Raw genomic sequence first — 19,155 nt, forward strand, 5'->3', positions numbered from 1 at the left:
ATGAGCATCCAGTTTGCCCCGCTCATTCCATGGCTGGCCATCGCGCTGATGGCACTCGCCGCCGTGTTGCTTGCCGGTCTCGGTTTCTGGCGCGGCCTACGGGGCACGCTCTTGCGTTCCGTCGCGCTTGCCATGCTGCTTGCTGCGCTCGCAAACCCCATTCTGCTCCAGGAGGACCGGGAAGCCCTTTCGACCGTCGTTGCGGTGGTCGTGGACCGCAGCCAGAGCCAGCAGAACGCGGATCGCACGGCCATGACCGATGCGGCACTCGCCGACCTGAAGGAGCGCCTAGCCCGCTATCCACGCATCGAGCCGCGCATCGTCGAAGCGGCCGATGACGGTACGTCTGACACGCCGTCCACCCGCCTTTTCGATGCGCTTACGGCGGCCCTTGCCGATGTCCCCCTTCGCGGGTCGGCGGCGCGATCATGATCACCGACGGCCAGATACATGACATTCCGGATGCCGGATCCTTCACCGGTTTCGACGCCCCGCTGCATGGGTTGATCACCGGCAAACCGGATGAGTTCGACCGGCGCATCGAAGTCGTCAGCGCCCCCCGCTTCGGCATCGTCGGGGAGCCGCAGGAACTGCGGTTCCGCGTGGTGGACGACGGCAAGGGGCCGGGCGGCACGGCTCGCGTTACCATCCGGCTGAACGGCAACGAAGTGGCCTCGGAAACCGCCGAGCCCGGCCTCGAAAAACCGTTCGGCTTCACGGTTCCGCGTGGCGGCAACAACATTCTCGAGTTCGAGGTCGCGCCGGTCGAGGGCGAGATCACCACGGCCAACAACCGCGCCGTCCACCTGATCGACGGCATCAGAGAAAACCTGCGCGTTCTTCTGGTGTCCGGTGAGCCCCATGCCGGCGAGCGAGCCTGGCGCAATCTCCTGAAGTCCGACACCGCGATCGATCTCGTGCATTTCACCATTCTGCGACCGCCGGAGAAGCAGGACGGCACGCCGATCAACGAACTCTCCCTGATCGCCTTCCCGACGCGCGAGCTCTTCGTCGACAAGATCAACGAATTCGACCTGATCATCTTCGACCGCTACCAGCACCGCGGCGTGCTGCCGATCCTCTACTACGACAACATCGCGCAGTATGTCGAAAACGGCGGAGCGCTGCTGATTGCGGCCGGACCGGAGCATGCGGGCAACGACTCGATCGCCATGACGCCGCTGTCTGCGGTTCTACCCGCGAGCCCAACCGGCACGATGAACGAGAAGGCATTCTATCCCCGCCTTTCCGAACAGGGACGCAAGCATCCGGTGACCCGCGGGCTTGAAGGGGCCATGGACGAACCGCCACACTGGGGCCGATGGTTCCGGACGGTCGATGTTGCGCCGCCACAGGGCAACACGGTCATGGAAGGCGCCGATCACGCGCCGTTGCTGGTGCTCAATCGCGCCGGCAAGGGCCGCGTCGCCATGCTGCTCTCCGATCAGGGCTGGTTGTGGGCGCGTGGTTTCGAAGGCGGCGGACCGCATGTCTCGCTCTATCGCCGCATCGCCCACTGGCTGATGCAGGAACCCGCACTCGAAGAAGAGGCATTGACGGCACGCACCTTCGGCCGGACGCTGGAGATCACGCGTCAGACCATTGGCGACACGCCGGGCCCGGCCACCATGAAACTGCCCTCCGGCAAGACTGAACCCGTGACGCTCACACAGGACGGCCCGGGGCTCTATCGTGCAGAGATCAAGACGGCCGAGACCGGTCTCTACGAGATCGAGAACGACGGCCTGAGTGCGCTGGTCCATGTCGGCGCGGTCGATGCGCCCGAGTTCAAGGCGACGATCTCGACGACCGAAACGCTCGCTGCCCTTGCCGACAAGACCAAAGGCCTGGTTCGCCGTGTCGTGGACGAGGACGGCAATCTGTCCATCCCGCCCGTGCTGCCGGTCTCCGGCAGCGTGCGCGCGTCGGATCCGCAGCGGCTCTCGTTGAGAATGACCGACGAGACGGTGCTCAAGGGCATCGACAGCATGCCGCTCTTTGCCGGGTTCATCGGCATCGGCCTTCTGCTTCTCGCCCTGTCGGCGACGTGGTATCGCGAAGGGCGATAGCGCGCACAGTCGAACGCACTTCTAAAGCGCAAAGCGGACTTGTTAATCGTCCGGCGCAAAGCGGATCGCCCGGCACTGCGGGCATCCGCGGGCGCGCTCCGTTGTCAGGATATTGCGAAGGCCCGCTCTTCGGCAAAGTGCACGCCGTCATAGGGCCGCCAGCCGATCATCCCTTTCAGCCGCTCGTGCGTGTCAGCAGCAATCGGCACCACGAGAACCCGGGCAGGATCGACCGGCCCCGGAAAGGTCAGGGCGTTGTAGGCGACCTTCTCGAAGCCGAGGGGCCGATAGTACGGAGGATCGCCGACGAGTATCACCCCCTCCGAACCGCCCCTCTTCGCCGCTTCCACGGCAATCCTCACGAGCTCCCGCCCGATGCCCCTGTTCTTGTGCGAGGGACGGACGGCGAGCGGTCCAAGCAGATGCCCCTTCACCGAACCGGCAAGCACGGGCGTCATGCGCACCGAGGCGATCGTCTCGCCGTCGTCGGCACAAATGAACGAAAGATGCCTGTCGTGCGGCCCCTGCTCGCGGATCCGCGCAGCCGCCCGGACGTGCCGGCCGGGACCGAAGGCCTCTTCATTGATGACTTCGATTGCGGCGTCGTGGGTAGCGTCTTCGGTGAGATAGACGAGGTCGTGCTTATGCATGTTCATGGTAGAGGGAAACCTGACTGCGAGACAAAGGGATGGCATGGCGCCCGAAGGGCGTCAGTTGCATCAGCGTCGTCGCGGGTTTCCTGGCAGGAACATCAATCAAGACCGTAATTAAGAGGGCGCAACCGAAGTGGCCACGTTTCTGGGAAGCGCGGATAGCAGAAATTTCGTCGCAGTCAAAGCCCAAAACGCACTGTTCTCAAAAAAGCGCCTATTCGCCGGCGGCGATTGATCTATCTATTCAGCCAAGTTCGACGGCGGTTTTCTTTCCGCCCACCGCAAGGAGATGATCATGGGCATGCTCGTAGAGGGCGTCTGGAAAGACGTCTGGTATGACACGAAATCGACGAAGGGCCACTTCCAGCGCTCCGCCGCGCAGTTTCGCAACTGGATCACGGCCGACGGCGCCCCCGGACCGACGGGCGAAGGCGGGTTCAAGGCCGAGGCAGACCGCTACCACCTCTATGTATCCCTCGCCTGCCCCTGGGCGCACCGGACGCTGATCTTCCGCAAGCTGAAGAAACTCGAGAACATCATTACCGTCTCGATCGTTGATCCGCTGATGCTGGCAAGCGGATGGGAGTTCAAGGGCGTCGACGGCGGCACCGTGGACCACCTCTACGGATCGCAAGCTCTCTGGCAGATCTATGTCCGCGACACCTCGGACTATACCGGCCGAGTTACGGTGCCCGTCCTCTGGGACAAGAAGCAGCACCGCATCGTCTCCAATGAATCGGCCGAAATCATCCGGATGTTCAATTCCGCCTTCGACGACATCACCGGATCACGCGAGGACTTCTATCCAGCCCCTCTTCGTGCCGAGATCGACGCCCTCAACGACAGGATCTACGACACGGTCAACAACGGCGTTTACAAGGCGGGTTTCGCGACGTCGCAGGAAGCCTACTCCACGAACGTACGACACCTGTTCGAAACGCTCGACGAGCTGGAGGAACACCTTGCCGGCAAGCGCTACCTCACCGGTGACCGCATCACGGAAGCAGACTGGAGACTGTTCACGACCCTCGTGCGCTTCGATCCGGTCTATGTCGGCCACTTCAAGTGCAACATCCGCCGCATTGCCGACTACCCCAATCTCTCGGGCTATCTGCGCGAGCTCTACCAGGTCCCGGGCGTGAGCGACACGGTCAACCTGCGCCACATCAAGGAGCACTACTATCGCAGCCATCTGACGATCAATCCGACCGGGATCGTCCCTGATGGTCCAGAGCTCGCTCTCGAGCGGGCGCACGGGCGGGAGCTTCTGAAGGCCGCCTGAACGGGCCTACCAGAGTTCGGAAAACGGCGTCTCGCCGGAAATCTCCTTGAGACGCCGGACCGTCGCGGAGGTTACGCCGGCAGGCAGGGCGTCGAGCGGGAAAAAGCCCGCTTCGACGATCTCGCGGTCCGGCATCTTCGGCTCTATCTGGCGCACGTCGTCGCAGCGGTAGAACAGCACGTGGTCGCGCTTGCTGGTGCGCCGGTTGTAGTAGATGTGCAGCAGCCTCGGCGGTGCCCCCACCATAAGGTTGCCCTCCTCCCGCATCTCCTTCACCAGCGCCTGCTCGGCGGTTTCGAACCGCTCCACACCGCCGCCCGGCATGTGCCAGCCGGGAACATAGCTGTGACGAACGAGAAACACCCGCCCCTCGGCGTCGAAGCATGCGGCCCTCACGCCGATCGTCATCCCTCGGGCAAGGGCGAAATAGCCGTGCATCGCCCGCGTCAGCATGCGTGCCCACACGCTGCGCATTTCCGGCGGACGAAGACTTTCTAAATCACTGCTCATGCAAGCGACTTGGCCACAGCTTGCGGCAGAATCAAGGCCCAAATCGATCGGTTTCGGCCTTTTCCACGCCAAGCACCGGACAAGGTGCGCGGGGCTGCTTCCCGCAACGCCCGGTATGCTGCCCGTTTCCTTTGCCGTTGCGATGATCTAAGGAAGGATATGTTCAGACTTGCCCATATTTCCGATATCCATCTTGGCCCTCTGCCAGCTTTGACCTTTCTGGAACTCGCCTCGAAACGGATTACGGGCTTCGTCAACTGGCATCGCAATCGCAGGCGCCACCTTTTCGCCAATACACTCGACCTGCTTCTGGAAGATCTGGAAGGTCGCGACCCGGATCATCTCGCCATTACCGGAGACCTCGTAAACCTCGCATCATCGCGGGAAATCAGTGCGGTCGCCGACTGGTTGCCTGAGGCTGGTGTACCGGAGAATGTCTCGCTGGTTCCCGGCAATCACGACGCCTACGTGCCCGGCGCGTACGACAAGAGCACGGAGGCCTGGTACCCCTACATGAAGGGGGACCACGGGCCTGAGGCTTGGCACGACGACTTTCACGTCTTCCCCTATCTGAGAGTGCGCGGCCAGGTCGCGATTATTGGCTGTTCGACAGCGGTGGCAACGCCCCCTTTTGCCGCCAGTGGCTATTTCGGCAGCCGCCAGGCGCGCGAAACCGTGAACCTTCTGAGAGCGGCGGGCGAAGCCGGGCTCTATCGGGTTGTGCTCATCCACCACCCGCCGATCCACGGCGCAACACCCTTCCACAAGCGCATGATAGGCATCCGCCGTTTCGCCGCGACGATTTCCTCCGGCGGAGCGGAACTCGTGCTGCACGGCCACACCCATCTCAACACGGTTTATTCCCTGAAGGGCCAGGTCGGTCCCGTGCCGGTGATAGGCATCGCCTCCGCATCGCAAGGCCCAGGCGGGCACAAACCTCCGGCAGGCTACAACATCTTTTCGATTGCCGGCGGTCCCGGACAATGGAACGTGATGCGCGAGCGCTTCGAACTCGCGTCAGACGGGCTGACGTTCGGGCTCGCCGAGACCACGCGTCTCTAGACCGGCACTCGCGAGGGCGATGCAAGCCTTTGTGAACAAGACCGATCACAGCGAATAAAACGAGCCTCCACGGCGTCTCCTTGCCTCAAGCGTTCCGAAGGAACGGAAAGAAGGAAGGATCCGAGATGTCGACCCCTGCCAACAGACTTATTCGCATCTGCGCTGCCGCCTCGATGACCCTCGTTCCCACCCACTTCGCGGCTGCGGCCAGCAGCGGCTCCTCGAGCTCTTCCGGCAGCACCGAAACCACGACGGTCTGCACCAACGGCAAGATCTGGAGCAAGGACAAGAAGCAGTGCGTGGCACCCGAGGCCCAGCGCACCAAGAAGGGCAAGTCCGACAAGAAGACCGAGAGGCTCCCGGACGACACTCTCTATGAAGCCGCCCGCGAATTCGCCTATGCCGGCCAGTACAAGAACGCGTTGCGCGCGCTCCGCGCCGCGGAAAACCAGAACGATCCCCGCATCCTCAACTACTATGGCTACACCTATCGCAAGCTCGGCAATGTCCAGCTCGGGATGAAGTACTACCACAAGGCCTTGAAGATCGATCCCGACTACATTCTCGCCCGCTCCTACATGGGTCAGGCACTGATCGATCAGGGCGACATCCAGGGTGCACGTGTACAACTCGTCGAGATCCGCGATCGCGGCGGGGAAAACACCTGGGCCTATCGCGCGCTGTGGCAGTCGCTCGACGGGGAGCGCGGGACGTACTGAAGATTGACAGAATTGCCTGGAGCGGCATCGCACCACAGGGAAACTGTGTTTCTTCTGACGCCCCCGCTTGCGGTCCAGCGGATAAACGTTTCATATCAGAACAAGCGGCCCAAGCCCGGCGCGAATAAAAATTTGATCCCGAACGTTTCTTTGGAAATGCGATGCGTCCAACGGCAGAATCAAATGAGTTCCGGCAAGAATTGGTCAGTTTGCTCCCGAAGCTGCGCCGTTTTGCGATGACTTTAACGAGAAACGCGAGTGACGCGGACGATCTGGTCCAGGAAGCGTGCGAGCGTGCGATTACCCGGCATCATCTGTGGAATGGGGAGGGAAGACTGGAAAGCTGGGTATATGCAATGACCCGTAACCTTTGGGTTGACGAAATCAGGAAGCGCAAGGTCCGCACAGGATCAGGCACCGTCGACGCATCCGAGCAGGACGACCTGCACATCGAAGCATCGGCCGATAAGGCGGTCTATGCCAAACAATTGCACAAATTGATCATGACCATGCCGGAAGGACTTTCGAGCGTCTTCCTTCTGGTGAACGTCGAGGGCCACAGCTACCGTGACGCCGCGGAAATCCTTGGAATTCCGATCGGCACGGTAATGAGCAGGCTATCGGCGGCGCGCATTCGTCTTGCGGCCATGATCGCAGAAAACACGGAAAGGAGGGCCTGACGTTGGAAAGTACACAGGGTCTCCCGTTGGAAGTCCGCCTCTCGGCCTATCTGGACGGGCAGCTTCCGGAAACGGAAATAGACGAAATCGACGATATGATTGCCAAGGACGACACCGTCAGAAAGGTCTTCGACCGACTGAAGCTGGGAAGCGATCTGGGCGCCAAGGCATTCAACGATATCCTGAACGAACCGGTTCCCCTGCGGCTGGTCAGAGGCATCAAGCAGGCTCCGAGCGAGCCGTTCGGCAATGGTCCTTCGGCAACCACCGCCTCGCTTCCGGAACCTGCCAACAAGAACACGGGTCCCACAAGCTATTGGCCAAGGGCGCTTCTCGCCTCGCTTGCACTCGTCGTCATCGGTGGCGGTCTCGGCTATGTGATCGGCGAACGCCAGGATTCGGAACCACCTCAACTTGGGTCCGGCCGCACCTGGATCGACGAGATCGCCGACTATCATCGGATCTATTCCCGTCAGAGCGCCCATCTTGTTGAGGTCCCGGCCAGCGAGCGGGATCACATCGTGAGCTGGCTGACGAAGACCACCGGCGTCACGTTCAACGTACCCGACCTTTCGGACAAGAACATTACTTTCCAGGGAGCCCGTCTTCTCGTCACGGGTGGAAAACCAACGGGGCAGCTCCTCTACAAGGGTGAGGATGGGGACGTATTCGCAATCTGTTTCCTCAAGAGCGAGCCGGTGGACGAGCAGACCGACATGATCGACACGATGCGTGACGATATCGGCCTCATCTCCTGGCAAAGAGGCAACGGATCCTTCGTGGTCGTCGGCCCTTCCGCCGATCCCGACCTGGAGGCACTTGCCGCGAGAGTGGCTGCAACGATCTGATCTTTTCCTGCCCGCGCGGCGCTTCAATCCTTTCTGTGATTGAAGCCCGTGTCGACGTGATCTTCCCAGAATGCGACGGACTCCCGGATCATCTCGACGACGAGATGGTCCGTCGGCTCACGCTCGCGGAACGAAAGCTCCAGGCAGATCTCGTTGTCGGTCCCCCCGCCCCTCCTCACTGCGGCCAGCAGCTTGTCCGGCGTGATGCGTCCGTCCTTGTTGTGCGTTGCGGTGAAGGGCCAGTGCCCGCCCTTGTTCATCGAGGACTGCTTGATATGGATGATGGGTGAGCGCGACGGGAATGCTTCCGCCCAGGCATAGGGGTCGACATCGGCCGGATTGCTCGAGGTCACGTCTCCGTGGTCGATGTCCACCATCATGAGGAACGGCAGCGGCAGCCCGGCGCCGGCAAGCCGTTCGTCCAGCCTGCGGCAGGCGTCTATCGTGTGGCCGAATTCCCGTCCGACCGACATCGGTTCCCAGAACACATAGGTCAGGCCCGCGGCCTTGCCGTGCTCGGCGACTTCATGCCAGCAGTCTATGGCGATCTTGATCAGCTCTTCGCGGCGCTCGGGCTCGTCGTAGTCCCTCTGTGTGAAGATGGCGAACTGGGTGCCCATGCCGGATGCGCCGAGTTCCGCAGAGATATCGGCGAAGGTCTTGAACCAGTCGACATAATATCGGCGAACGTCTGAATCGGGGTGACCGAAGTGGTTCAGCCGACCGTAGGGCCCGGTCATTCCCGAAGTCACCTTCACACCCGTTCGCGACAGGGCCTTTCTGAACCGGCGGACATGGCTTGCGATCGTCGCTGTCGGCCAGCCCGGATTGACGAACTCGTGGGTAAGCTGCACGTGGCCGATGCGTATCTTGTCCGCGATCGTGTCCATGAGATCGTCCGCCTCGGCGAAGCGATTGACGAGGGGGTTCGTGTTCAGCGAGAGCGTGAACGCCATGGGTGCTGTCCTTGCTTACCAGTTGAACTGCGGCATGATGAAATCGGGTGTGGCGCCGAGTTCGGCATAAAGCCTTCTGCGATCGTCATCCGTCGCCCGCGCCAGGATCCCCGTGGTGACGAGGATCGAGGCAAGCCCTGCATTGCGGGCGCCGACGACGTCGTGCTCGATGCTGTCGCCAATGCAGGCGACGCGCTCGCCGGGCGGATGGCCGAGAATATCGAGCGCGACCCTGTAGATGTCGGGAAAAGGCTTGCCGATCCAGCGGACCGTACCCCCGAGGTCCTCGTAAAGCTCCGCGATCCGGCCCGCACCGAAGGCTTCTCCGCCTCTGGTCAGCATGATCTTGTCCGGATTGGTGCAGAGACAAGGCACGCCGCGCCGCGCCGCCGGGGCAAGCAGCGTCTCGTAGTAGGAAAGCGGATATCGGTCGCCCTCGCTGGCCGAGATCAGCACGACATCGGCCTCGGCGCCCGTTGCGACGCGTATCAGGTCAAGACCGTCGATCGCGGAAAGGTCGGCGTCGCGGCTTATCAGCAGGCAACGCCGATAGTCCATCGTGCCGCCTTTCTTCTCCTCCGCGAGGATCCTCCACGCGATCTCACCGGAGGTCAGAAGCAGATCCCAGCTCGTGCGGTCGAAGCCGACCTGGACCATCCGCGCACTGTTTTCGGCGGAGCGCTTGCCCGAGTTCGAAAGGATCATGACCCGCTTCCTTGCGAGCCTCAGCCTGAGCAGGGTCTCCGACGCGCGGGATAGGGTCCTCTTCCGTTGCGCAGCACGCCAAACTGATCGACGAGAAAATGGTCGAACCGGTGGACGATTTCGCCAAGGCCGGAAATTGCAATTGGGTTTGCTCCAGTCACAGCACACCCGCCTTTCGCGCTCCCAGGAGCGCCAGATAGGCGGCTCCAGCCGCCGCTTCCTCCGATCGCACCGGAAGAAAGGGAACGCCCAGCCTGCGGGAGCGGATCGATCGCCAGGCTGGATTGGACGCTCCTCCGCCGACGCTTCTGACAGAGAGTAACGCAGGCGCACCGAGCTCTGCCAGCCTCGCGTAGGCCAGCGCCTCGATGCCGGCGATCCCCTCGAAGATCGCCTTCAGGAAGTCTGCATCGCTTGCCGGGCGCGGCACCATCCGCGGCTGCAGCAAGGATCGTTGATCGGAAACCGCTCGCCCTGCCTGGGCAATGGATAGTAGTCGAGGCCCGTATTGGTCGCCGGATCGATATGCTCGGAAAGCGCGGCAATCCTTTCCACGTCGAAATGCTGAGCGAGGACGGCACCGCCGCTGTTCGAGGCGCCGCCCGCGAGCCACAGGTCTCCGATGCGATGGCTGTAGAGGCCGTATTCCGGTGCGAAGAGCGGACGGTCCGAGAGCATCTTCACGGTCAGGGTCGTGCCGAGTGCCGAGACCCCGTCGCCCGGACGATCGGCACCCGTCGCGAGGAACGAGGCACAACCGTCCGTCGTGCCTGTTGCGACCAGCGCCCCCTCGGGCAGACCGAACTCGAGGGTCGCGGCTGCGCTTACCTGTCCAAACGGCGTTCCGGCAGCCAGCACCTCCGGCAACAGGTCGATCCGTGCCCCCGTGTCCGCAATCCACTCGGGCCACTGTCGGGAGACCGGGTCGTACCCCGTCTTCAGGGCGTTATTTTCGTCCGACACGCCAAACCGGCCTGTCAGCAGCCCGGCGAGCCAATCCGCCTGATGGATGATCCGCGATACACCGGCAATCCCCTGAAACACGATCGCCTTCGCCAGCCCTGACGTCGAACCATGGGCAGCACTTTCGCGCGGAGCGTGGCGCTTCACGGCCTCCAGCACCGCCACGTCGGAAACCGGATCGTTGTACATCATCGGCGTTGCGAGCGGCCTGCCCGCTCCGTCGACGGGAAGCATCGTTCCGGAGGTGCCGTCGATCGCGATGGCAACGATGCGTCCAGACTTGACGCCATCGAGCATGCGCGCCACCGCGGAAGCCATCGCCGCACGCCAGCCCGCCGGATCCCGATGGAGCGCCGAATGCTCGCTAAGTTTCGCCGAACCAGTAGCGCGCACTTCAAGCGCCTCGGTAACTGCAACGGCGCGCACGCCCGACGTGCCTATGTCTATGCCGACGACGAGCTTTTCGCCGCTTGTCATTTGAGCGCTCCGCTGACGGAACAGATGGTCAGGGTACGGCTTGCTCCCGCGGACCGGCCGAGGCTTCCGGCACGCTTCTTCCCGAGGCATTCGCGGCGCGCTGCCGAGGAGGTGCGGGAGATCACCTCCTGCAGGCAGCGCGCCATGGCAAGGGCACCCGCAATTGCTTCCATCGGAAACGGAGTGCCCTCGCCGAGGGGGACGATACGGCGGCAACGGTCCCATCCGGCCGTGACGCTGGCAGAAACGATCCCAATGTGCGCGGCTCGCGACATCAGGCGGACGCCTTCTTGGTCATCGTTCCCTGCTCCCGGAACCATTGCCCAAAGGCCGTCTTCTCGGCCTCGTTCATATGCAGCCCATGCTTGGTGCGTCGTTCGAGAACATCCGAGGGCTCCACTGCCCATTCCGTCTCGATGAGGAAGCGCGCCTCACGCTCCTTGAAGTGCGGCCCGAAACTGCGGCCGAGGTCCGCGACTGAAGCGGCGCCCGCCAGAAGCTCGGAAGCGCGCGTGCCGTAGAGCCGCGCATAGTGCTTGGCGAGGTCGGCAGGCAGCCAGCGGTAGCGGGCGCGCAAATCTCCGAGGAACTGATCGAAATCCGCATCCCGGATGTCGCCTCCCGGCAGGTGGGCCTTCGACGTCCAGGCCGCTCCCATCCGGGGAAAGAAAGGCTTCAGCTTCTCCAGCGCATGCTCGGAGAGCTTCCTGAAGGTCGTGATCTTGCCGCCGAACACGGAAAGCAACGGCGCCGTGCCATCCCCGCCGTCGACTTCAAAGATGTAGTCGCGCGTAACGGCACTGGGGTTCTCGGCATTGTCGTCATAGAGCGGGCGCACGCCGGAGAAGGAATGGATGATATCGCTCTCCGCGAGTTGCTGCTTGAAGTAGCGGTTCACCGACTTGATGAGGTAGGCGATCTCGTTCGCGTCGGCGCCCACGTCCTCGGGCCTGCCCTCATAGGGAATGTCGGTGGTGCCGATGAGAGCGAGGTCATTCTGGTAGGGATTGATGAAGATCACCCGTTTGTCGGGGTTCTGCACCAGATAGGCCTGCCGACCCTCCCAGAATTTCGGCACGATGATATGGCTTCCCTTGACCAACCGTACGCTGCGCGTCGAATTGAGCCCGGCGACCCTGCCGATCACGTCGTTCACCCACGGGCCGGCGGTATTGACGAGACAGCGGGCCGTCACGCCGCGCTTCTCTCCGGTCACGGTGTTCGTCAGTTCGACCTGCCACAGGTCCCCCTCGCGCCGGACCTGCGAGCAGGCGGTGCGGGTCATCACCGTCGCACCGCGGCTGTGAGCATCGAGGGCGTTCAGCAGCACGAGGCGCGAGTCGTCGACCCAGCAGTCGGAGTATTCGAAGGCCTTGCCGTATTCCTTCCTGATCGGCGCGCCTTCCGGTGCGGTCCTCAGGTTCAGGCTGCGCGTCCCTGGAAGGCGCTTGCGGCCACCGAGATTGTCGTAGAGGAAGAGCCCGAGGCGAACGAGCCAGGCCGGCCGGTCGGCGGGATTGTGAGGCAGAACGAAACGCATCGGCCATATGATGTGGGGGGCGGCCTCGAGCAGCACCTCGCGCTCGATCAGCGCTTCACGCACGAGCCGGAACTCGTAGTATTCGAGATAGCGCAACCCGCCATGTACCAACTTTCCGGAGCGGGAACTCGTTCCCTGCGCCAGGTCGTCCTTCTCGCAGAGCAGAACCGAGAGCCCCCGACCTGCCGCGTCCCGCGCGATTCCCGCTCCGTTGACGCCACCGCCGATCACGAGCAGGTCATATATGCCGGTTTGCGCACTCACGTCTTTCACTCCTGTCATCTGCCGACGGCGGCCTCACGCGGCCTTGCCGTCCTCTTTCGTCTTGTCCTGCAGCCCGTAGCTCGCAAAACCCTTGAGTACGCCCGCAATCTCCTCGTCCGGCAGGATCACCGGCCCGCCGATCAGCAGAGAGTGGTAGTACTGCTTCGCCAGCGTCTCGAGCTCCACGGCCGCCCACATTGCCTTCTCAAGGGTGGAACCGGTCGCGATCATCCCGTGGTTCGCCATCAGGCAGGCGGAGCGCCCTTCCATTGCCCTCAGAATGTTCTCCGAGAGCTCCCGGGTTCCGTAACGGGCATACTCGCCGACCCTTACGTCGCTGCCGCCGAAAGCCGCGATCATGTAGTGACAGGCCGGGATCGGCTTGCGGGCGATCGAGAGTATCGTCGCGAAGGTCGAATGGGTGTGCACCACGGCACCGACGTCCGGACGCGAGCGCAGTATGTCGAGATGGAAGGGCCACTCCACGGATGGCTTCTTCGGCCCGGTCCACTCGCCATACTCCCCCTCGATCGGCATTGAGGCGATCATGTCCGGCACCATGTCCTTGTAGGGGATCGCGGAGGGCGTGATCAGCATCCGGTCGCCGAAACGCACGCTGATGTTTCCCGACGTTCCCTGGTTCAGGCCCGAGGCGTTCATGCCCCGGCAGTGGTCGATGATGGATTGGCGAATTTCGATCTCGTTCATTGCACGGCCCTCAGCACGGATTGACCGGCGGCAAACCGGCGATGTAGCGACGAACCTCCTCCGCAGCCATTTCGGCGGCATAGGTGACAGTGCGCACGGAAGCGCCGGCGATGTGGGGCGTCAGCGTGACGTTGGGCAACTGCAGCAGCGGCCATTCGGCCGGAACGGGTTCGACGGCGAAGGTTTCCAGCATCGCCCCGCCGAGATGGCCGCTGACGAGCGCATCGTAGAGCGCGTCGTAGTCGCAGAGCGGCCCGCGCGCGGTGTTCACGAAGAGAGCGCCGGGCTTCATCTTGGCGAAGGCCTCCGCGTTCATCATGTTCCGCGTTTCCTCGGTCACGCGCGGATGCAGTGTCACGACGTCGGAGCGACTTAGCAGGTTGTCCAACGATACGTGTTCGACGCCCGCATTCCTGTCCTCCGCCGAGAGTTGCACATAGGGATCGTGAACCAGCACCTTGGTGCCGAAAGCGCGCAGCAGGCGGACCACCTTCGTGCCGATATTGCCGTAGCCGATGACGCCGACGGTCAGCTCGGAAAGTTCCCGCCCGGTCACGTCTGCCCGATAGAGTTCGCCGCGCCACTCGCCCTTGCGCAGCGACTCGTGACCGGTTCGGATCAGCCGCGTTTCGGCAAGGATCGCACCGATCGTGAATTCGGCCACCGCGCTCGAATTCCGGCCGGGCGTGTTGACCACCGTAACGCCGGCCTCGCGCGCCGCCGCCATGTCGATATTGACAGGCCCGCCGCGCGACACGGCTACGAATTTCAAATGGGGTAGCCGCTCGAACATGGTGCGCGAAAGCGGCGCGAGCTGTGTGATGAAGATCTCTGCATCGCCAATGAAATCAACGATTTCGTCGGCGGTTCCGAGATATTCCTTGAGCCCGTCCATGCCTTCAACTGCGTAACCGTGCTCCATCGGCACGTCCGGCCAGGGTAGTTCGAGCAGCCTGATCTCATGGCTGTCGCCGCTTGCTTTGACAAGCTTTTCGCGAAACACGTCCGAGAGCATGAATCGGTCGCCGGCAATGGCAATTTTCTTGGTCATGGGAGGATGTCCTGTTCGTTGTGCAGTGTCCTCCACACGGGCTGCAGCGCCTCGCGCGACTGCCTGTAGGCGGGGAAGACGGTATCGAAATGCTTGACGAGGCCCGCATCGGCTGGCTCCGCCGGTCGCTGGTAGGGTGTGACCCATTGCTTCACGCATTCGGCCATTGATCCGTAAAGCCCGAGCGAGACCGCGGCGATCATCGCGGCACCGGCCGCTCCTGCCTCTTCGCGCTCACTCGTCTGGACGCTGGCGCCGAGAGCGCCCCCAAGGATGCGGCGCAGTGAAGCACTGCGGGCCGCACCTCCGGTCAACCGCACGCGGTCTGGCAGCGGCCCCATGGCGAGATAGCAATCCCGCGCAGCAAGCGCGAGCCCATCGAAGACCGCCCGCACCATGTCCGGAAAGCCGCTAGAAATGTTCAGGCCGATGAAGGAAGCCCGCGCGGACGCGTCGACGAACGGGCCGCGTTCTCCTGCTTCGCTGATGTACGGGTGAAAGATCGGCGGCCGCTCCTTGGCATCAGACAGCCAGTCCTCCATGTGGACGAGCAGGTCCGACTTGGACTTCTCGACCCCCATGCTCTTCAGCAAGCCGCCGGCCACCGCGAGTATCCAGTCGATGTTGAGCGTCGCCGCCATGTTCGACTGCATCTGCGCGTAGATGCCCGGTATCGGCATGCACATCGTGTAGCCTGTGCGATCATCGTTGAGCAGAACGTCGTCCGCGCCCTTCGCCAGCCGCATGTGCATGCCCGTGGAACCGACGATCGAGCAGCCCGTGTCGGTGCCCGGATCGTAGATCCCTGCCCCGAGCGACGTGCAGACGACATCTACATAGCCGAGCACGACGGGCGTTCCGGCAATGAGGCCGGTGAGGTCTGCGGCGGCCTCGCTCAAGGGATGATGCGTCGTCGCACCATCGACAATCTCCGGCAGCAGGAACCGTTGCTTCTCGAGGCCGAGGAAACCAATCACCGTATCGGAATAGGTACGCTCCCGGAAATTGCCGAAGGTGAAATTCGCCTCGGAAGGATCGGTCGCCCGTTTGCCGGTGAGGTTGAAGTAGAGCCAGTCCTTGCAATGGAAGGCGGTCGCCGCACCGGTGAGGTACTCCGGTGCATGATCGCACATCCAGCGAAGCTGCGAGCCCTGCTGGCAGGCTGCAAGCCCCGCGCCGGTGTGGCGGAAGCGTTCCGCATCGCCCTGACGGGTCCGCAGTTCCGCGACGGTGTCGCCGGCCCGGGCGTCGAGCCAGAGCCATCCCTTGCCCACGGGCAGGCCTTGCTTGTCGATAAGCCAGGTGCCGTCGCCCTGCCCCGTCACGGCAATGCCGACCACGCGGGAGGCGAGGTTCTCCACTTTCTGAGACAAATCGCGAAGGGTGCGTGCAGCATCTGCCCAGGTCCTGTCGAGGTCCTGGACCGCACCCGTCCGCCCGATCGTCTCGTAGCTGTTGGGAACCGCCGCCGCCGCAATCTGTCGGCCGGCAGTGTCGAAAGCCACCGACTTTATGACGGAAGTCCCTGCATCGATTCCGATCAGGATATCGCGCATCTCAGGCGAGCTCCTGTCCATGGCTGACGGCCCTGCCGCTTTCGCCGTCGAAGACGTGAAGGCTTCCGGCCGCCAGCGACAGTCCGATGTCTTCACCGGCCTTCAGGGTCGTGCGGTCGTGCTCGACGAGCACCATCGAGCCGCCGGCGAAATCCGCCGCGATGTGGGTCTGGTCGCCAAGCCATTGGTTGACCGCCACCTTCGCGGGAACACCGCCCTCTTTCCGCCGTACGGAGTATGGCCTGATCCCGAGCACCACCTTGTTGCGGCGCAGAAGCTCTCCGCGAACCGCAGGAGAAAAGTCGGAGGTGGGGTAGTCGAGCCGCACACCCTGGTTGAGGCCGAACGAGATGGCATTGTCGTTGCCCGCCACCGTCGCCTCGAACACATTCATTGGTGGCTCGCCAACGAACGTGCCGGTGAACAGATTGGCCGGACGTTCCTTGATCATCTGCGGCGTGTCGAACTGCTGCAGAACGCCGCCTTCCATGACCGCGATCCGGTCGGCCAGGGCGTTCGCTTCCGTCTGGTCGTGCGTCACGAGAATGGCCGTGAGGCCGTTCTCCTTGATGAAGTGCTTGATGCGGCCCCGCAGCACGGCGCGAAGCTGCGGCTCGAGCTGACCCATCGGCTCGTCCAGAAGATGCAGGTCCGCATCACGGATGAGAGCGCGGCCGAGCGATGCCCGCTGCTGCTGGCCGCCCGAGATGGAACTTGGATAGCGGCCCATGATGTCTTCGATCTCCAGAAGCTTGGCGATGTGCGCAACCTTCTGGTCGACGACGTTCTGCGGCAGCCGGGAAGCCTTGAGGGCGAAGGCGATGTTCTCGCGCACGGTCAGTGGCGGATAGAGCGAATAGCCCTCGAAAGCCATGGCGACGTTCCGCTTCACCGGCGGGAATGTCTGGACCTCGCGACCGGCGAGCGTGATCGTCCCGCGCGACACCGGCTCGAAACCGGCGATCATGCGCAAGGTGGAGGTCTTGCCGCAACCGGATGAGCCGAGCAGCGCGACGATCTCGCCCTTGTTGATCTCGATGTTGAGTTTCTTGACGGCGTGAACCCCGAAATCGATCGGGCCGTAGAACTTGTCGACGCCGCTAATCTTCAATCCCGCGCCGCTCATGCTGCTTCTCCCTTGGCACCTCTGTTGGTGTCCTTGCGGCCGATGAGGAGGCCGGTTTCCTTGTCGAAGAGGAATGCGTGCGAACCGTCGACGGCGACATGGGCCGGCCCGGAGACCGGTCCCGGTGTTCCGGCGGGTCGCGACACCAGGATTTCACGCTTGCGTACGGTCAGGACTAGCGTGACCGTCTTTTCGTTCAGCGGGGTCTCCGCCTCGACGGTGACCGGTATCGCGCCCGGCGTGGCTGCGTCGACGAAGCGCAGGATCTCCGGCCGAAGCCCGAGCACTGCGGGTTTTCCTGCTGCCGTTGCGGGAATACCCGGCAGCGGGATGCGGATGTCGGAGAGCTGCACGGAGACACCGTCTGCCTCCGCCTTCGGCGTCACGTCCAGGAGATTGACGGTCGGGTCGCCGAAGAGGCGGGCGATCTCGATGTCCGCGGGCGTGTTGTAGATCTCCTGGGGCGTCCCGATCTGCCGGATGCGCCCCTCGGCCATGACGGCGATCCGGTCGCCGAGCGCCATGGCCTCCTTGTAGTCCTGGGTCACGTAGACGACGGTCGCCCCCTGTGCAGCCAGCAGGCGTGGCAGCTCCAGCCTCATCTCGAAGCGGAGCTTGGCGTCGACGTTGCGCAAGGGATCGTCGAGAAGCAGCAGCGGCGGCGAACCGACGAGCGCGCGGGCAAGCGCCGTGCGTTGCTTCTGGCCGTTCGACAGTGCCTTGGGGTGGTGCGAAAGCACATGGTCGATCTTCAAAAGCTTGGCGACGCGCGCCACGCCGTCCTTGATCGCGTCCGTGGTCGAATGCGCCGCCGTCAGCGGGCTTGCGATGTTGTCGAACGCGTCCATGTGGGGAAACAGCGCGAAGTTCTGGAAGGCCATGCCGATGCCACGGTGTTCCGCGTCGACGTCGGTCATGTCTTCGCCACCGATCAGCACCTTGCCTTCGTCCGGCTCGATCACGCCGGCGACGAGGCGGAGCAGCACCGACTTCCCGGCGCCCGAGGGGCCGAACAGCACGAGCGTCTCACCGTTCTTCACGTCGAGCGAAAGATGATCCAGGACGGTCTGGCTCTTGTAGCGCTTGACGATGTTGTCGAGTTGCAGAGTGGTCATGGAGTTACCCTTTGACTGCGCCGAGCGACAGGCCTTCGACGAGGTAGCGCTGGGCGTAGAGTGCGAGTGCGAGCGTCGGCGTGACCGACAGCACGATCGCCGCCGCGATCTGGCCGTACTGGATGCCGGAGGACGTGATGAAGGCGAGCGCGCCCACCGTCACGGGCTGCTTGTCAGCCGAGGCCAGCACCAGCGCGAAGACGAAGTTGTTCCAGGCGAAGATGAAGGCGAGAAGGCCGGCGGCGGCGATGCCGGGCCCTGCAAGCGGCAGGGCGATCTTCCGGAACGTGGCGAACCAGGAGTGTCCGGCGATGCGGTAGGCATATTCGACGTCGGCCGAGATATCCTCGAAATAGCCGCGCACGATCCAGAGGATGAGCGGCAGGCAGATCAGCTGGTAGACCCAGATCAGTCCGAAGTAAGTGTTGGCGAGGCCAAGCCACTGGAAATACTGGGTGAGCGGCAGAAGAACGAGGAGCGGCGGGGCGAAGCGGAACGACAGGAGCGTGAACGCGATGTCTTCCGAGCCCTTGAACTTGTGGCGCGCGAAGGCATAGGCGGCGGGAACGCCGAGCACGAGGGCGACCGCGACCGACGTCACCGACAGGAAGATCGAGTTCCAGAGATTTCCCATGAACGCAATGTCGAGCGTGCCCGCGGCTGTGGTCAGCTTGCCGGTGATGAGGGCCGCATAGTTCGACAGCGTCGGCGTGAAGGTGAGCGTCGGCGGTATGGTCAGGATCGTCTCGTTCGTCTGGAACGACATCAGGAAGATCCAGACGATCGGGAACATGAAGAATATGACGACAAGCGTCAGCGCGATCACGCGAAGCGTTTTCTCGAGGGGGGAAGTGGATTCCATGGTGTTCTC

The 19,155-nt window shown here is 63.1% G+C and carries 16 protein-coding genes and 3 pseudogenes; 6 read left to right on the forward strand and 13 right to left on the reverse strand.

The window, feature by feature from the left end:
• Nucleotides 1-2,069 (forward strand): annotated as a pseudogene (locus tag F3Y30_RS18535) (hypothetical protein).
• 104 nt (nucleotides 2,070-2,173) lie between these two features.
• Here the strand turns inward: F3Y30_RS18535 and F3Y30_RS18540 are convergent.
• Nucleotides 2,174-2,719: an N-acetyltransferase gene (locus F3Y30_RS18540; protein WP_203426679.1), complete on the reverse strand. Its 546-nt coding sequence runs from the start codon at nucleotides 2,717-2,719 to the stop codon at nucleotides 2,174-2,176.
• A gap of 298 nt (nucleotides 2,720-3,017) precedes the next feature.
• Between F3Y30_RS18540 and F3Y30_RS18545 the strand changes: the two genes are divergently transcribed.
• Nucleotides 3,018-4,004 carry a glutathione S-transferase family protein gene (locus tag F3Y30_RS18545; RefSeq protein WP_203424154.1) on the forward strand — a complete coding sequence of 329 codons (987 nt, stop codon included), beginning with the start codon at nucleotides 3,018-3,020 and terminating at the stop codon, nucleotides 4,002-4,004.
• A 6-nt stretch (nucleotides 4,005-4,010) separates the two neighbouring features.
• Here the strand turns inward: F3Y30_RS18545 and F3Y30_RS18550 are convergent, their stop codons facing one another.
• Entirely contained in the window at nucleotides 4,011-4,514 is a 504-nt protein-coding gene (locus F3Y30_RS18550; protein ID WP_203424155.1) for an NUDIX domain-containing protein, read from the reverse strand.
• Nucleotides 4,515-4,673: 159 nt separating this feature from the next.
• Between F3Y30_RS18550 and F3Y30_RS18555 the strand changes: the two genes are divergently transcribed.
• The 4 genes from F3Y30_RS18555 (at nucleotide 4,674) to F3Y30_RS18570 (ending at nucleotide 7,823) form a co-directional block, all read left to right on the forward strand.
• On the forward strand, nucleotides 4,674-5,576 hold the full coding sequence (locus F3Y30_RS18555; protein ID WP_203424156.1) for a metallophosphoesterase: 903 nt from the start codon (nucleotides 4,674-4,676) through the stop codon (nucleotides 5,574-5,576).
• Nucleotides 5,577-5,701: 125 nt separating this feature from the next.
• Nucleotides 5,702-6,295, forward strand: a complete 594-nt coding sequence (locus F3Y30_RS18560; protein WP_203424157.1) for a tetratricopeptide repeat protein — start codon at nucleotides 5,702-5,704, stop codon at nucleotides 6,293-6,295.
• A 161-nt stretch (nucleotides 6,296-6,456) separates the two neighbouring features.
• Nucleotides 6,457-6,975 carry an RNA polymerase sigma factor gene (locus F3Y30_RS18565; RefSeq protein WP_203424158.1) on the forward strand — a complete coding sequence of 173 codons (519 nt, stop codon included), beginning with the start codon at nucleotides 6,457-6,459 and terminating at the stop codon, nucleotides 6,973-6,975.
• 2 nt (nucleotides 6,976-6,977) lie between these two features.
• Nucleotides 6,978-7,823, forward strand: a complete 846-nt coding sequence (locus F3Y30_RS18570; RefSeq protein WP_203424159.1) for an anti-sigma factor — start codon at nucleotides 6,978-6,980, stop codon at nucleotides 7,821-7,823.
• A 23-nt stretch (nucleotides 7,824-7,846) separates the two neighbouring features.
• On the opposite strand, the gene F3Y30_RS18575 is transcribed toward F3Y30_RS18570, so the two are convergent.
• The 11 genes and pseudogenes from F3Y30_RS18575 to F3Y30_RS18625 all read right to left on the reverse strand — a co-directional run bounded on the left by F3Y30_RS18575 (nucleotide 7,847) and on the right by F3Y30_RS18625 (nucleotide 19,146).
• Nucleotides 7,847-8,779: a TIM barrel protein gene (locus tag F3Y30_RS18575; protein WP_203424160.1), complete on the reverse strand. Its 933-nt coding sequence runs from the start codon at nucleotides 8,777-8,779 to the stop codon at nucleotides 7,847-7,849.
• 15 nt (nucleotides 8,780-8,794) lie between these two features.
• Nucleotides 8,795-9,627, reverse strand: a pseudogene (locus F3Y30_RS18580) (TIGR01459 family HAD-type hydrolase).
• A 14-nt stretch (nucleotides 9,628-9,641) separates the two neighbouring features.
• A pseudogene (locus tag F3Y30_RS18585) lies at nucleotides 9,642-10,924 on the reverse strand (FGGY-family carbohydrate kinase).
• A complete protein-coding gene (locus tag F3Y30_RS18590) occupies nucleotides 10,921-11,199 on the reverse strand; it encodes a hypothetical protein (RefSeq protein ID WP_203424161.1) in 279 nt (92 codons plus the stop codon). The pseudogene F3Y30_RS18585 and the gene F3Y30_RS18590 overlap by 4 nt, the downstream one beginning before the upstream one ends.
• Complete coding sequence (locus F3Y30_RS18595; RefSeq protein ID WP_203424162.1) at nucleotides 11,199-12,746, reverse strand: glycerol-3-phosphate dehydrogenase; 1,548 nt, start codon at nucleotides 12,744-12,746, stop codon at nucleotides 11,199-11,201. Before F3Y30_RS18595 ends, F3Y30_RS18590 begins: the two co-directional genes overlap by 1 nt.
• Before the next feature lie 15 nt (nucleotides 12,747-12,761).
• Entirely contained in the window at nucleotides 12,762-13,436 is a 675-nt protein-coding gene (locus F3Y30_RS18600; RefSeq protein ID WP_203424163.1) for a class II aldolase/adducin family protein, read from the reverse strand.
• A gap of 10 nt (nucleotides 13,437-13,446) precedes the next feature.
• Nucleotides 13,447-14,487, reverse strand: coding sequence for a 2-hydroxyacid dehydrogenase (locus F3Y30_RS18605; protein ID WP_203424164.1), 1,041 nt, complete (start codon nucleotides 14,485-14,487; stop codon nucleotides 13,447-13,449).
• Nucleotides 14,484-16,043, reverse strand: coding sequence for an FGGY-family carbohydrate kinase (locus F3Y30_RS18610; protein ID WP_203424165.1), 1,560 nt, complete (start codon nucleotides 16,041-16,043; stop codon nucleotides 14,484-14,486). The genes F3Y30_RS18605 and F3Y30_RS18610 overlap by 4 nt, the downstream gene beginning before the upstream one ends.
• A gap of 1 nt (nucleotide 16,044) precedes the next feature.
• Nucleotides 16,045-17,169, reverse strand: coding sequence for an ABC transporter ATP-binding protein (locus tag F3Y30_RS18615; RefSeq protein WP_203424166.1), 1,125 nt, complete (start codon nucleotides 17,167-17,169; stop codon nucleotides 16,045-16,047).
• On the reverse strand, nucleotides 17,166-18,284 hold the full coding sequence (locus F3Y30_RS18620; RefSeq protein ID WP_203424167.1) for an ABC transporter ATP-binding protein: 1,119 nt from the start codon (nucleotides 18,282-18,284) through the stop codon (nucleotides 17,166-17,168). Before F3Y30_RS18620 ends, F3Y30_RS18615 begins: the two co-directional genes overlap by 4 nt.
• A 4-nt stretch (nucleotides 18,285-18,288) precedes the next feature.
• Nucleotides 18,289-19,146, reverse strand: a complete 858-nt coding sequence (locus F3Y30_RS18625) for a carbohydrate ABC transporter permease (RefSeq protein ID WP_203424168.1) — start codon at nucleotides 19,144-19,146, stop codon at nucleotides 18,289-18,291.
• Nucleotides 19,147-19,155 lie beyond the last annotated feature (9 nt).

It is taken from the genome of Sinorhizobium sp. BG8 (assembly GCF_016864555.1).
GTDB lineage: Bacteria > Pseudomonadota > Alphaproteobacteria > Rhizobiales > Rhizobiaceae > BG8.

Excerpts from the sequence above, each read along its gene's own strand:
- F3Y30_RS18540 (WP_203426679.1), bottom strand. The coding sequence starts at position 2,719 with ATGCATAAGCACGACCTCGTCTATCTCACCGAAGACGCTACCCACGAC.
- F3Y30_RS18545 (WP_203424154.1), top strand. The coding sequence starts at position 3,018 with ATGGGCATGCTCGTAGAGGGCGTCTGGAAAGACGTCTGGTATGACACG.
- F3Y30_RS18550 (WP_203424155.1), bottom strand. The coding sequence starts at position 4,514 with ATGAGCAGTGATTTAGAAAGTCTTCGTCCGCCGGAAATGCGCAGCGTG.
- F3Y30_RS18555 (WP_203424156.1), top strand. The coding sequence starts at position 4,674 with ATGTTCAGACTTGCCCATATTTCCGATATCCATCTTGGCCCTCTGCCA.
- F3Y30_RS18560 (WP_203424157.1), top strand. The coding sequence starts at position 5,702 with ATGTCGACCCCTGCCAACAGACTTATTCGCATCTGCGCTGCCGCCTCG.
- F3Y30_RS18565 (WP_203424158.1), top strand. The coding sequence starts at position 6,457 with ATGCGTCCAACGGCAGAATCAAATGAGTTCCGGCAAGAATTGGTCAGT.
- F3Y30_RS18575 (WP_203424160.1), bottom strand. The coding sequence starts at position 8,779 with ATGGCGTTCACGCTCTCGCTGAACACGAACCCCCTCGTCAATCGCTTC.
- F3Y30_RS18590 (WP_203424161.1), bottom strand. The coding sequence starts at position 11,199 with ATGTCGCGAGCCGCGCACATTGGGATCGTTTCTGCCAGCGTCACGGCC.
- F3Y30_RS18595 (WP_203424162.1), bottom strand. The coding sequence starts at position 12,746 with ATGACAGGAGTGAAAGACGTGAGTGCGCAAACCGGCATATATGACCTG.
- F3Y30_RS18600 (WP_203424163.1), bottom strand. The coding sequence starts at position 13,436 with ATGAACGAGATCGAAATTCGCCAATCCATCATCGACCACTGCCGGGGC.
- F3Y30_RS18605 (WP_203424164.1), bottom strand. The coding sequence starts at position 14,487 with ATGACCAAGAAAATTGCCATTGCCGGCGACCGATTCATGCTCTCGGAC.
- F3Y30_RS18610 (WP_203424165.1), bottom strand. The coding sequence starts at position 16,043 with ATGCGCGATATCCTGATCGGAATCGATGCAGGGACTTCCGTCATAAAG.
- F3Y30_RS18615 (WP_203424166.1), bottom strand. The coding sequence starts at position 17,169 with ATGAGCGGCGCGGGATTGAAGATTAGCGGCGTCGACAAGTTCTACGGC.
- F3Y30_RS18620 (WP_203424167.1), bottom strand. The coding sequence starts at position 18,284 with ATGACCACTCTGCAACTCGACAACATCGTCAAGCGCTACAAGAGCCAG.
- F3Y30_RS18625 (WP_203424168.1), bottom strand. The coding sequence starts at position 19,146 with ATGGAATCCACTTCCCCCCTCGAGAAAACGCTTCGCGTGATCGCGCTG.